Origin of the sequence: Micromonospora sp. NPDC051141 (assembly GCF_044455765.1) — a bacterium.
In the GTDB taxonomy this organism is placed as follows: domain Bacteria; phylum Actinomycetota; class Actinomycetes; order Mycobacteriales; family Micromonosporaceae; genus Micromonospora.
This window is the reverse complement of the sequence record NZ_JBITFD010000002.1, coordinates 290,845-303,076: the sequence shown is the minus strand read 5'-3', so window position 1 is coordinate 303,076 and position 12,232 is coordinate 290,845. Positions and strand designations below refer to the sequence as shown.

Genomic DNA, 12,232 nt, shown 5'->3' with positions numbered 1-12,232 from the left:
CGCCTGGCCATTCGGGACCGTCGCTGGCAAGATCGGCCGAATGACGGGTGCGCTGTACGCGGTCAGTGATCTCCACGTGTCGTACCCGGAGAACCGGGCGGTGGTGGACGGCCTGCGACCGGAGTCGGCGGACGACTGGCTGATCGTGGCCGGCGACGTCGGAGAGCTGTTCTCCGACATCGAGCGGACGTTGGCGCAGCTCCGTGACCGGTTCGCCCGGGTGGTCTGGGCGCCCGGCAACCACGAGCTGTGGACCCATCCCACCGACCCGGTGACGCTGCGCGGAGTGGCGCGCTACGAGGCGCTCGTCGCCATGTGCCGGGGCCTGGGCGTGCTCACCCCGGAGGACGACTATCCGGTCTGGCGGGGCGCGGGCGGGCCGGTCACCGTGGCCCCGCTGTTCCTGCTCTACGACTACTCGTTCCGCGCCCCGGGCACGTCCACCAAGGAGGAGTCGCTGCGGGTGGCGTACGAGTCCGGGGTGGTGTGCACCGACGAGATGCTGCTGCACCCCGACCCGTACCCGGACCGGGAGTCGTGGTGCTGGGCGCGGCTGGCGGCGACCGAACGGCGACTGGCGGCGACCGACCCGGCGCTGCCGACCGTGTTGGTCAACCACTGGCCGCTGGTCCGCCAGCCCACCGACGTGCTCTGGTTCCCGGAGTTCGCGCAGTGGTGCGGCACCGAGCGCAGCGCCGACTGGCACGTGCGGCACCGGGCCGCCGTCGCGGTCTACGGCCACCTGCACATCCCCCGCACCACCCACTACGACGGGGTGCGGTTCGAGGAGGTGTCGCTGGGCTACCCGCGGGAGTGGGGCCGCCGGGGCGGCGAGCCGCGCCCGATGCGGCGGATCCTCGGCGGCGCCCCGTGATCGAGGCGTTGCTGCCGTCGGCGGCGGTGGCCGTCGAGGCGTTCATCGACCGGGCCGGCGACGAGCCGTACCCCGGGGAGGAGGACCTGGTGGCCCGCGCGGTGGCCAGCCGCCGTCAGGAGTTCGTCACCGCCCGGCGCTGCGCGCGGGAGGCGCTGGCCCGGCTCGGGCACCCGCCAGCCCCGATCCGCCCCGGTCCCCGGCGGGAGCCGCTCTGGCCGGCCGGGGTGGTGGGCAGCATCACCCACTGCGCCGGGTACCGGGCGGCGGTGGTGGCCCCGGCCGCCGCGCTGGCCGGGCTGGGCATCGACGCCGAGCCGCACGGGCCGCTGCCCGAGGGGGTGGCCGAGGCGGTCACCGTCGCCGGCGAGCCGGCGCACCTGGCCGGGCTGCGCGCCGCCGACGCGGGCGTGCACTGGGACCGGCTGCTGTTCAGCGCGAAGGAGTCCGTCTACAAGGCGTGGTACCCGTTGACCAGCCGGTGGCTCGGGTTCGAGGAGGCGGAGCTGACGCTGGACCCGGCGGGCCGGTTCACCGCCCGGGTGCTGGTCGACGGTACGCGGACCGACGGCGGGCCGCCGTTGGACGTGCTCGACGGCCGCTGGCTGGTGGAGCGGGGGCTGGTGCTGACCGCGGTGGTCGTGCCGCACCCGGGACATCCGCCCGGGTGATCCGCGTTTGTCCCGCCCCGTCGGGGGTAGGGCCGGAGGGGCCTGGTCATTTCACCGCAACGGAGGACAGGTCCTGATGGAATCCAGCAAGCCCGCCCAGGTCGTCAAGGGTGTCGTCGAGGCCGCCGTCGAGAAGGTCGGCGAGGTGCTGACGCCGGACGTGCCGGGCGCGCCGGGCAGCGCCCCACCATCGCTCGAGGAGCCCACCGCGCCGCACGGCCCGCTGCCACCCAAGGACGAGCAGGGCGCGCCGGACACGCGTACCCCGACCGGCGCGGAGACCGGCGTGCCGAAGATCGCCAAGGGGCAGCAGGGGGCGTACCTCACCACCGCCAACGGCGCCCGGCTGCGCGACACCGACCACTCGCTCAAGGCCGGCCCGCGCGGCCCGGTGCTGCTCCAGGACCACCACCTGCGCGAGAAGATCACGCACTTCGACCACGAGCGGATCCCGGAGCGGGTGGTGCACGCCCGAGGGGCCGGCGCGCACGGCGTCTTCGTCGCCAACGGCGCGGCCGAGCAGGTCACCCGCGCCGGCTTCCTGAAGAAGGGGCGCGAGACGCCGGTCTTCGTCCGCTTCTCGACCGTGCTGGGCTCGCGCGGCTCGGCGGACACGGTCCGCGACACCCGGGGCTTCGCCACCAAGTTCTACACCGACGAGGGCACGTTCGACCTGGTCGGCAACAACATGCCGGTCTTCTTCATCCAGGACGCGATCAAGTTCCCGGACATCATCCACGCCGCCAAGCCGCACCCGGACCGGGAGATCCCGCAGGCGCAGAGCGCGCACGACACGTTCTGGGATTTCGTCTCGCTGCACACCGAGGCGCAGCACCACACCATCTGGAACATGTCCGACCGGGGCATCCCGCGGTCCTACCGGACCATGGAGGGCTTCGGCGTGCACACGTTCCGCCTGGTCGACGACGCCGGCGCGACGGTGCTTGTCAAGTTCCACTGGAAGCCGAAGCTCGGGGTGCACTCGTTGGAGTGGGAGGAGGCGCAGCTGATCAACGGCATCGACCCGGACTTCCACCGCCGCGACCTGTACGACGCCATCGAGGCCGGCGCGTACCCGCAGTGGGAGCTGGGCATCCAGGTCTTCCCGGACACGCCGGAGGAGACGTTCGCCGGGATCGACCTGCTCGACCCGACGAAGATCGTGCCGGAGGAGCTGGCGCCGGTGCAGGCCATCGGCACGCTCACCCTCAACCGGACGCCGCGCAACTTCTTCGCCGAGACCGAGCAGGTGGCGTTCCACCTGGGGCACCTGCCGCCGGGCATCGACGTCACCAACGACCCGCTGTTGCAGGGTCGGCTCTTCTCGTACCTGGACACCCAGCTCACCCGGCTGGCCGGGCCGAACTTCACCCAGATCCCGATCAACCGGCCGCACGCCGACGTCAACGACATGCTCCGGGACGGCTTCCACCAGCAGGCGGTGCACGCCGGGGTGGCGCCCTACCGGCCGAACTCGCTCGACGGCGGCAACCCGTTCCCGGCCGGTGACCGGGAGCACGCGTTCGTCGACGTGCCGGTGACGGTGGCCGAGGCGCCGAAGGTCCGGGCCGCGCCCGCCTCCTTCGACGACCACTACAGCCAGGTCCGGCTCTTCTGGGCGAGCATGTCGCCGGTGGAGAAGGAGCACATCATCCGGGCGTACACGTTCGAGCTGGGCAAGTGCTACCACCAGGCGATCAAGGAGCGGCAGCTCCAGTGCCTGGCCAACATCGACCCGGTGCTCTGCGAGCAGGTCGCCACCGGCCTGGGGCTGCCCGCGCCGCAGCCGACCGTGCCGCTGGCCGAGGTGCAGCCCAGCCCGGCGCTGTCCCAGGTCGGCCGGGAGTGGCCGGCCGACGGCCGGATGGTGGGCATCGTGGTCGACGCCGACGGTGACCTCGACGACGTCGCGCAGGTCCAGCGCGCGGTGTTCGCGGCCGGCATGGTGCCGCTGCTGATCGCCGCGCACGGCGGCACGGTGGGCGGGCTGCCGGTGCAACGGACATTCGCCACGGCCCGTTCCGTCGAGTTCGACGCGGTCCTGCTGGCCGGCGCGCCGGCGCCGGCGCCGGACGCGTTGCCGGCACGGGACGCCAAGGCCGGCGCGCCGGGTGCGACCGCCGTCGACCCGCGGGTGTCGCTGCTTGTCGAGGAGGCGTGGCGGCACGCCAAGGCGATCGGCGCGTGGGGCGCCGGCGCCGAGGTGCTGCGACTGACCGGGGTGGCCGGCTCGCCGGGCGTGGTGACCGGGGGCTCCGGCGCGGAGGCGCTGGAGTCGGTGCGGCAACTGATGGCGGCGCACCGGGTCTGGGAGCGGTTCCCGGCCTCGGTCGCCTGACCGACGCGCGGTCGAGGGGCGGTCCGCCACCGGCGGGCCGCCCCTCACGCTGTTTGTTTCATAGACCTGTCTGAGTATTGCAGTTCTGTGTCGTGCGCTGTCATGATGACCGTCAATTTCTTCCTCCCCTCGAAGGAGCGGTCCACATGGCGCCCACCCGCCGTACCCTGATCCGGTCCGTGGTGGCCGGGTCCGCGCTCGCCGCGCTGCCCGACCTCGCGCTCTCCCCCATCCCCGCAGCCGCCGCCAGTCCCCCCGGCGACGTGGTCGGCAAGGTCTCCGTCGGCTACCAGGGCTGGTTCAGTTGTCCCGGCGACGGGGCCCCGATCGGCGGCTGGTGGCACTGGAGCCGGGACCGGTTCCAGTCCCCCTCGCCGTCGAACACCACGATCGTGTCCTGGCCGGACATGCGGGAGTACGCCCGCGGCTACCCCACCGCCTATCCGAACCTCGGCGACGGCCGGCCGGCCACGCTCTTCTCCTCCTACGACCAGCAGACCGTGGACACCCACTTCCGCTGGATGCAGGAGTACGGCTGCGACACCGCGGCGTTACAGCGGTTCAACCCGTTCGGCGACGAGGGGCCGACCCGCGACGCGATGGCGGTCAAGGTGCGCTCGGCGGCGGAGCGGTTCGGCCGCAAGTTCTACGTGATGTACGACGTGACCGGCTGGACCGCGATGCAATCGCAGCTCAAGGAGGACTGGGCGACGAGGATGTCGGCGCACACCGCCTCACCGGCGTACGCCCGGCAGAACGGCAAGCCGGTGGTCTGCGTGTGGGGGTTCGGCTTCGCCGACGACGGCCGGCCGTTCGCGCCCGCCGCCTGCCTGGACGTGGTGCGGTGGCTGAAGGCCCAGGGCTGCTACGTCATCGGTGGCGTGCCGACGTACTGGCGGCAGGGGATCAACGACTCCCGCCCCGGTTTCGCCGACGTCTACCACGCGTTCGACATGCTGTCCCCGTGGATGGTCGGGCGCACCGGCACGCTCGACGGGCTGGACTGGTTCCTCACCAACGTCAACGCGCCCGACCTGGCCGACTGCGCCGCGCACGGCATCGACTACCAGCCCTGCGTGATGCCGGGCGACCTGTCCGCCGGCCACCGGCGGCACGGTGACTTCTACTGGCGACACCTCTACAACATGGTGCGACTCGGCGCACAGGGCCTCTACGTGTCCATGTTCGACGAGTTCAACGAGGGCAACCAGATCGCCAAGACCAGCGAGACGGCGGCGGCCACCCCGGCCGGGACCGGGATCCGGGCGCTCGACGAGGACGGCACCGCCTGCTCGGCGGACTACTACCTGCGGATCACCGCGGACGGCGGCCGGATGCTCAAGGGCCAGTTGGCGCTCACGGCGGTGCGACCCACGCCGCCGGTGACCGGGGGCGGCCAGCCACCCGGCGGCGACCTGGCGGCCGGTCGGCCGGCGTCGGCGAGCAGCCAGCAGAACGGGCCGTTCGGCGCCGGCAACGCGGTCGACGGCGACCGGGGCACGTACTGGGAGTCGGCGAACGGCGCGTTCCCGCAGTGGTGGCAGGTCGATCTCGGGACGACCTGGCCGGTGGCCCGCCTGGTGCTCGCGCTGCCGGCCGGCTGGGAGGCCCGGACGCAGACGCTCGCGGTGCAGGGCGGCACGGACGGCACGACGTTCACCACGCTGACCGGGCCGGTCGGCGTCCGGTTCGACCCGGCCACCGGCAACCAGGCGACGCTGACGTTCACCGCCAGCCCGGTCCGGTACCTGCGGGTGCGGTTCACCGGCAACACCGGCTGGCCCGCCGGACAGCTCGCGCAACTCTCCGCGTACGCCGCCTGACTCATCGAAGTCCATCATTGACGACTTAGTTAATAGTCTTTAATATTTGGTCCACCTCGAGGAACACCCCCTGTCCGCCCCCCGTCCCCGGGAAGGCCCTCGATGCCCACACCCCACCTCCGGCGCCGCCTCGCCGCCGGTGCGCTCGCGCTGGCCACCGCCGCCGCGACGCTCGCCCTCAGCCCGTCCGCCGCCGAGGCGGTGGTGCTGCCCAACGGCTTCAAGAGCGTCGGCTACATGCCGTCGTGGAGCGGCAGCGTCACCAGCATCCAGTACGGCAAACTCACCCACGTCAACTACGCCTTCGTGCTGCCCAACGGCGACGGCAGCCTGCGCGCGGTGGAGAACCCGAGCAAGCTCTCCTCGCTGGTCTCGCTCGGGCACGCCAACAACGTCAAGGTCTCCATCGCCATCGGCGGCTGGAACGACGGCGACGACTCCGCGTTCGAGGCGCTCGCCGCCAACTCCGGCGCCCGCGGCGCGTTCGTGAACAACGTGGTCGCCTTCGTCAACCAGTACAACCTCGACGGGGTCGACATCGACTGGGAATACCCCGACCCGGGCGCGTCCGCCAGCAACTACACGCTGCTGATGCAGCAGCTCGGCAGCGCCCTGCACAGCCGCGGCAAGCTGCTCACCGCCGCCGTGGTCGCCGAGGGCTACTACGTCAACGGCGTACCCACCACGGTCTTCAACTCGGTCGACTGGCTCAACATCATGGCGTACGACGGCGGCACCCCGCACGCCAACTACGACTGGTCGATCGCCGCCGTGAACGGGTGGAAGGCGCGCGGCCTGCCCGCCGCCAAGGCGGTGCTCGGCGTGCCGTTCTACAGCCGGCCCGGCTACTACACGTACGCCGCGTTGGTCGGCATGGACCCGGCCAACGCCAACCGGGACTGCACCACGGCCGGCGGCGCGCAGCAGTGCTACAACGGCCTCCCGACGGTCAAGCGCAAGACGCAGTGGGCCCTGGCGAACGCCGGCGGCATGATGAACTGGGAGTTGTCCCAGGACACCACCGGCGCGACGTCGCTGGTCAGCGCCATCTACGACACGGTCACCGGCGGCACCACCCCACCGCCGTCCGGGCGGACCGGGCCGATCACCGGCATCGGCGGCAAGTGCGTCGACGTCGCCGCCGCCGGCACCGCCAACGGCACCGCGATCCAGCTCTACACCTGCAACGGCACCGCCGCGCAGAGCTGGACCGTGGGCGGCGACGGCACGCTGCGGTCGCTGGGCAAGTGTCTCGACGTGACAAGCGCCGGCACCGCGAACGGCACGAAGATCCAGCTCTGGGACTGCAACGGCACCGGCGCGCAGGTCTGGCAGGCGCAGAGCAACGGCACGCTGCGCAACCCGGTGTCGAACCGGTGCCTGGACGCCACCGACAACAGCTCCGCCGACGGCACCCGGTTGCAGATCTGGGACTGCTTCGGCGGCGCCAACCAGGTCTGGCGACTGCCGGCCTGACCGCCCGGACACGCGTCCCCGCCGGCCCCGGTGGGGACGCGTGTCACCAGCGGTTACGCGCCTCCTCGGCCCAGCCGACCAGGCCGTCGAGGTCCACCCGCGCGCCGTCGTCGGTGGCGGCCCAGCCGGTGAAGTGCCCGAAGCACTGGTGGGTCTCGCCGGCCAGCACCACCAGGTTCGTGCGCGCCACCCGCTCGTGGAACGGGTGGAAGGTGACGTCCACCCGGTCACCGGTGATCCGCCACGGCCGCAGCCAGTCGGTGCGGTCGTACCGCCAGGCGAGGTCGTCCCCGATCTTGTGCAGCCGGCCGTCGACGAAGACCGCGTTCTCGGTCGAGCCGGTCCCGTCGGTCCACGTGCCGCCGAGTTGGATCGCCCGGCCGGGACCGCTGCCCGCCGCCCAGTTCCACCGCACCGCGTACCGCCACTTGCCGCGACCGTGGTCCAGCGCCGCGAACGACTCCGCCCCCACCGGGTACGTGGTGCCGTCCACCCGCAGCGTGCCGTGCACCGGGCGGCCCACGTCCTTGACCGTGTACTGGAACCGGCGGGTGCTCCACGGCACCACCACGCCGAGCGACTCGTGCCCCGGTGGCAGCGGCACCGTCAGGTCGACCTCGACACCGGGCGCGGTGGCCCGGACAGCGCTGCCGTCGGGGCCCTGGTCCACCTCGACGACCAGTCCGCCACCACGGGCCCGGACCGCCCCCGCGCCGCTGACCGGCGGCAACACCGCGCCCCGGGCGAACGGGACCACCGCCTCGGTGACGGTCTCCCGGCCGGTCCGCCGGTCGAGCAGGTAGAGGCTCTGCACGCCGGCATAGTCCAGCGAGGACGCGACCAGGCCGAGGATGTGTGTCGGGGTGACCACGCCCCAGTGCTCCCACCGTTTGGCCCGGCCCCAGCCGCGCAGGTTGGACCGGTGCAGCGGGCGGCGACTCCACCCGACCGCCGCCGGGTTCAACCGCCCGTCGGGACGGCACAGGTCGACCGGCTCGGTGATCTCCCGCTCGTGCGTCACCGCCGCAGGCTACCGGGCGGGACGACGGGACGACGACAGCCGCCCGGCGGCCCGGCGGGAGGTCAGCTGTCCCGCCGGGCCGTCGCCGTCAGCGGCCCCGGGTGGCCTTGCAGATCTCCACCGGCTGGGCCGGCGCGCCGTCCACCGGCGCCGGGTCCTCCGGCGTGGCGGCGATGCCGCCGGCCGCGATCCGGTCCAACGTGGCCAGCCCGGCCGCGTCGACCCGCCCGAAGACGGTGTAGTTCGGGCGCAGCGCCGAGTCCGCCTGGACCAGGAAGAACTGGCTGCCGTTGGTGTCCGGGCCGGCGTTCGCCATGGCCAAAGTGCCGCGGGCGTAGAGGCGGCGGACGCCGGTCGGGTCGGTCGGCGCGGGCGGCAGGTCGGTGGGCAGCTCGTCGCGGTACCGGTAACCCGGGCCGCCCTCGCCGGTGCCGGACGGGTCACCGCACTGGAGCACCGTCAACGTCGGGTACGCGGTGAGCCGGTGGCAGGGCGTCCGGTCGTAGAACTTGTGCCGGGCCAGGTGCAGGAAGCTCTGCACGGTGCACGGCGCCTGCTCGCGGTCGAGGGTCAGCCCGATCGGCCCCTGGTTGGTGCGCAGCGTGACCCGAACCGTGCCCCGGTCCGGCGTCCGGCGCGGGTCCGGCGGCAGCGGCACCGGCCGGGCCGCCGGCTCGTCCGGCGTCGGCGTGTACGCGCACGGCCCCTTGGTCGGTGCGGGGTCGGCGGCCGGGGCCGCGGTCGCGGCGACGGCGGAGCCGGCGACCAGCGCGACGGCGGCCACCGTCACCCCGGCGAGGCGGGCCAGCAGCGGGGCGGCGTGCGGTCGGGTTTCGCTCGACACGTGGGTCCTCCCTGGACTCGTGGTACCAGAACGACCGGAGTCTATGGAGCCGGTGACCCGATGTCGACGAAAGTCGGTTGCCGGGCGCGGCGGGGTCCGGGAGGGTGTCGGTCCGTGCCTGCCTCCGTCTCCGTCTTCTCCTCCCCCGGCAGTTGGATCGAGTCCGCCGCACTCGACCAGTGCCACCAGGTCGCCGCGCTGGACGGCATGACGCACGTCGCCGCCATGCCCGACCTGCACCCCGGCAAGGGCGCCCCGATCGGCGCCGCCATGGCCTCGACGGTGCTCTACCCGTTCCTGGTCGGCTCCGACATCGGGTGCGGCATCGCGGTGTTCCCGATCGCGCTGCGCCGGGCCGTACCGGAACGACTCGCCGCCCGTTTCCCCGACCTGGACCGTGCGCTGCACCCCGAGCGGGACGCCGATGACCCGGCCTGGTCGGTGCGGACCGGTGACGTGCCCGCGGGCCACCTCGACGGCCTCGGCACGGTCGGCCGGGGCAACCACTTCGTCGAGCTGGCCCGCGTCGGCGCGCTCGACGCGCCGGAGCACGCCGCGCGGCTCGGGCTGGCCACCGGTGACCTGGTGCTGGTGGTGCACTCCGGGTCGCGTGGGCTGGGCGAGCGGATCCTGCGCGAGCACACCGAGGCGCACGGCGCCGGCCCCGCGCCCGATCCGGACGCCTACCTGGCCCGGCACGACGACGCGGTCCGGTGGGGCTCGCTCAACCGGCGGCTGCTGGCCGCCCGGGTCGCGTACGCGCTGGGCGCCGAGCCCACCGAGCCGGTCGTCGACCAGTGCCACAACCTGGTGGAGCTCCGTGACGGGCACTACCTGCACCGCAAGGGCGCGGCCCCGGGCGACGGCCGGGACGTGCTGGTCGCCGGCACCCGGGGCACCCCGTCCCACCTGGTGGCCGCGCATGCCGGCGCGGACGCCAACCACTCGGTGGCGCACGGCGCCGGCCGGAAGATGTCCCGCGCCGACGCGCTGCGCCGGGGCAAGGCCAAGCACACCGTCGAGGAGCTGCGCCGCACGCCGGTCGGCTCGATCGTGGTGTGCGGCGACCGGCAACTGCTGTTCGAGGAGGCGCCCACCGCGTACAAGCGGATCGAGCAGGTGATCGGCGACCTGGTGGCGCACCGGCTGGCCACGCCGGTCACCACCACGGTGCCCCTGGTCACCTACAAGACGCCTGATGTCGCGCCGGCCCGCCGCCGGGGGCGGCGGTGACGGAGCTGTTCCTGTCCGCCGGGCGCGGCCCGGCGGAGTGCGCGTGGGCACTGGCCCGCCTGCTGTCCCGTCTGGAGGCCGACGCCGCCCGGCACCGCCTGGGCACGACCCGGGTGGAGAGCGTGCCGGATGACCGGCCGGGCACCTGGCGGTCGGTGCGGCTACGGCTCACCGGCGCCGGCGCGGAGGAGTTCGCCGCCGGCTGGACCGACACGCTCTGCTGGCAGGCGCCCAGCCCTTACCGGCCGGGTCACGGGCGCAAGAACTGGTACGTCACCGCCCGCCCGCACCGCGCCGACCCGGTGTCCACGCCGTTCCACGAGGCCGACATCGCGTTCGTGCCCTGCCGCACCGGCGGGCCCGGCGGGCAGCACCGCAACAAGGCCAGCACCGCCGTCCGGGCCACCCACCGCCCGTCCGGGCACGTCGTGGTGGTGGACACCGAACGGCACCTGCACCTCAACCGCCGGATCGCGGTCGAGCTGCTGAGCCGGCGGGTCGCCGAGGACGACGAGGCCGCCCGGCGCGACGGCGCGACGGCGCGCTGGCGGACCCACGACGAGTTGGTCCGGGGCGACCCGACCCGGGTGGAACGGCCGTGAAGCGCATCGGCCCGGGCCTCGGACGGCGTCCATGGCCTGCCCGCCAGCGCCGGCCCGACCGCCACCCCCGACCGGCCGCCACCCCCCGAGCCGGCCGCCACCCCCGGACCGGCCGCCACCCCCGGACCGGCCGCCACCCCCGGACCGACCGCCACCCGCGGACCGGATCGCCGCCCGTCCACGCCGGCTGGGCGACGCCGGCGCCGCCGGCAGCGTCGGTGATGGTGTCACCTTCCCGGCGTCTCTGGACCGCCCTCGGCGAGTCGGGGCCGGCGGCATCACGGGACGTGAAGCGTTATACCTCAGCGTCATAAATATGACCCTGAGGTATAACGGCGCAGACCCGATTGTTCCTCCGCCGAGGTCACGCACGGTGACCGGTGCCGAGATACGGCCTGACGCCCCAGCCGGATACGGTGGTCACCGGCTCGGGCGGTCCCCGTCCGCGGCGCGGGAGGAGGCCGGATGCGGCTGCACGTCGGGTGTGCCATGTGGACGCACCGGTCCTGGGCAGGCCGGTTCCTGCCGCACCCGCTGCCGGCCGGTGAGCGGCTGCGCGCGTACGCCGGCTGGTGCGACGCGGTCGAGGGCAACACCACGTTCTACGCCATCCCGGCCCGGGACACGGTGGCGTCCTGGGCGGAACAGACCGGCAGGGAGTTCCGCTTCCTGGCGAAGCTGCCCAAGGTGGTCACGCACGAGCGCCGCCTCACCGGTGACGAGGCCGAGCTGCGGGCGTTCCTGGACGCGATGGAACCGCTCGGCCCACGGGCGCACATGCTCTGGGTGCAACTGCCCGGCTCGTTCGGCCCGACCGACGTGCCCGACCTCGACCGGTTCCTGCGCGCCCTGCCCGCCACCCACCGCTACGCGGTCGAGGTCCGACACCCCGCCTTCTTCACCGACCCCGGCGCGGCCCGGCCGCTGGAGCGGATGCTCGGCCGGGCCGACGCGGAGTGGATCCCGTTCGACACCACCGCGTTCTTCCGGACGCCGCCGACAAGCGACGCGGAGCGGGAGGCGTGGACGCGCAAGCCACGGCTGCCGAGACGCACCGGGGCGCTGACCGACCGGCCGGTGGTGCGCTACCTCGGCCGGGACGACCCGGCCGCGACGGTCGAGGGCTGGCAGCCGTGGCTGGACGTGGTCGTCGACTGGCTGCGCGAAGGCCGCTCGCCGACCGTGTTCGTGCACACGCCGGACAACGCGGACGCCCCCAAGCTGGCCCGCCGGTTCCACGACCAGGTCCGCGCCCGCCTGCCCGAGCTGGCGCCGCCGCCCGAACCCGAGCCGGTCGGCCCGGCCACCCTGTTCTGACGGTCCCCGCCGTCGCGGGCCGCCCGCCCGCCA

At 73.8% G+C, this 12,232-nt stretch carries 10 protein-coding genes; 8 read left to right on the top strand and 2 right to left on the bottom strand.

Annotated elements, in window-relative coordinates; genetic code table 11:
• Positions 1-40: 40 nt before the first annotated feature.
• The 5 genes from ACIA6B_RS03740 (at position 41) to ACIA6B_RS03720 (ending at position 7,182) form a co-directional block, all read left to right on the top strand.
• Complete coding sequence (locus ACIA6B_RS03740; protein ID WP_396770642.1) at positions 41-874, top strand: metallophosphoesterase family protein; 834 nt, start codon at positions 41-43, stop codon at positions 872-874.
• The gene (locus ACIA6B_RS03735; protein WP_396770640.1) at positions 871-1,545 is read left to right on the top strand and encodes a 4'-phosphopantetheinyl transferase; all 675 of its coding nucleotides are present in this window, start codon (positions 871-873) and stop codon (positions 1,543-1,545) included. The genes ACIA6B_RS03740 and ACIA6B_RS03735 overlap by 4 nt, the downstream gene beginning before the upstream one ends.
• Positions 1,546-1,621: 76 nt before the next feature.
• Positions 1,622-3,883, top strand: a complete 2,262-nt coding sequence (locus ACIA6B_RS03730; RefSeq protein ID WP_396770638.1) for a catalase — start codon at positions 1,622-1,624, stop codon at positions 3,881-3,883.
• Between the two features lie 146 nt (positions 3,884-4,029).
• Entirely contained in the window at positions 4,030-5,706 is a 1,677-nt protein-coding gene (locus ACIA6B_RS03725; protein ID WP_396770636.1) for a discoidin domain-containing protein, read from the top strand.
• A gap of 102 nt (positions 5,707-5,808) precedes the next feature.
• Positions 5,809-7,182, top strand: a complete 1,374-nt coding sequence (locus tag ACIA6B_RS03720) for a glycosyl hydrolase family 18 protein (protein WP_396770634.1) — start codon at positions 5,809-5,811, stop codon at positions 7,180-7,182.
• Between the two features lie 43 nt (positions 7,183-7,225).
• Here the strand turns inward: ACIA6B_RS03720 and ACIA6B_RS03715 are convergent, their stop codons facing one another.
• Complete coding sequence (locus ACIA6B_RS03715) at positions 7,226-8,203, bottom strand: DUF2804 domain-containing protein (protein WP_396770632.1); 978 nt, start codon at positions 8,201-8,203, stop codon at positions 7,226-7,228.
• Between the two features lie 88 nt (positions 8,204-8,291).
• Complete coding sequence (locus tag ACIA6B_RS03710) at positions 8,292-9,047, bottom strand: peptidylprolyl isomerase (RefSeq protein ID WP_396770630.1); 756 nt, start codon at positions 9,045-9,047, stop codon at positions 8,292-8,294.
• A gap of 60 nt (positions 9,048-9,107) precedes the next feature.
• On the opposite strand from ACIA6B_RS03710, the gene ACIA6B_RS03705 reads away from it, so the two are divergent.
• From ACIA6B_RS03705 to ACIA6B_RS03695, 3 genes are all read left to right on the top strand, one after another.
• Positions 9,108-10,280 (top strand): RNA ligase RtcB family protein, encoded by a 1,173-nt coding sequence (locus tag ACIA6B_RS03705; RefSeq protein WP_396770628.1) that lies wholly within the window; start codon positions 9,108-9,110, stop codon positions 10,278-10,280.
• Complete coding sequence (gene prfH / locus ACIA6B_RS03700) at positions 10,277-10,882, top strand: peptide chain release factor H (protein WP_396770626.1); 606 nt, start codon at positions 10,277-10,279, stop codon at positions 10,880-10,882. The genes ACIA6B_RS03705 and prfH overlap by 4 nt, the downstream gene beginning before the upstream one ends.
• 489 nt (positions 10,883-11,371) lie before the next feature.
• Positions 11,372-12,199 carry a DUF72 domain-containing protein gene (locus tag ACIA6B_RS03695; protein ID WP_396771215.1) on the top strand — a complete coding sequence of 276 codons (828 nt, stop codon included), beginning with the start codon at positions 11,372-11,374 and terminating at the stop codon, positions 12,197-12,199.
• Positions 12,200-12,232 lie beyond the last annotated feature (33 nt).

Bases quoted from the DNA above. Each gene is read 5' to 3' on its own strand.
- ACIA6B_RS03740 (WP_396770642.1), top strand. From the start codon at position 41: ATGACGGGTGCGCTGTACGCGGTCAGTGATCTCCACGTGTCGTACCCG.
- ACIA6B_RS03730 (WP_396770638.1), top strand. From the start codon at position 1,622: ATGGAATCCAGCAAGCCCGCCCAGGTCGTCAAGGGTGTCGTCGAGGCC.
- ACIA6B_RS03725 (WP_396770636.1), top strand. From the start codon at position 4,030: ATGGCGCCCACCCGCCGTACCCTGATCCGGTCCGTGGTGGCCGGGTCC.
- ACIA6B_RS03720 (WP_396770634.1), top strand. From the start codon at position 5,809: ATGCCCACACCCCACCTCCGGCGCCGCCTCGCCGCCGGTGCGCTCGCG.
- ACIA6B_RS03705 (WP_396770628.1), top strand. From the start codon at position 9,108: ATGTCGACGAAAGTCGGTTGCCGGGCGCGGCGGGGTCCGGGAGGGTGT.
- ACIA6B_RS03695 (WP_396771215.1), top strand. From the start codon at position 11,372: ATGTGGACGCACCGGTCCTGGGCAGGCCGGTTCCTGCCGCACCCGCTG.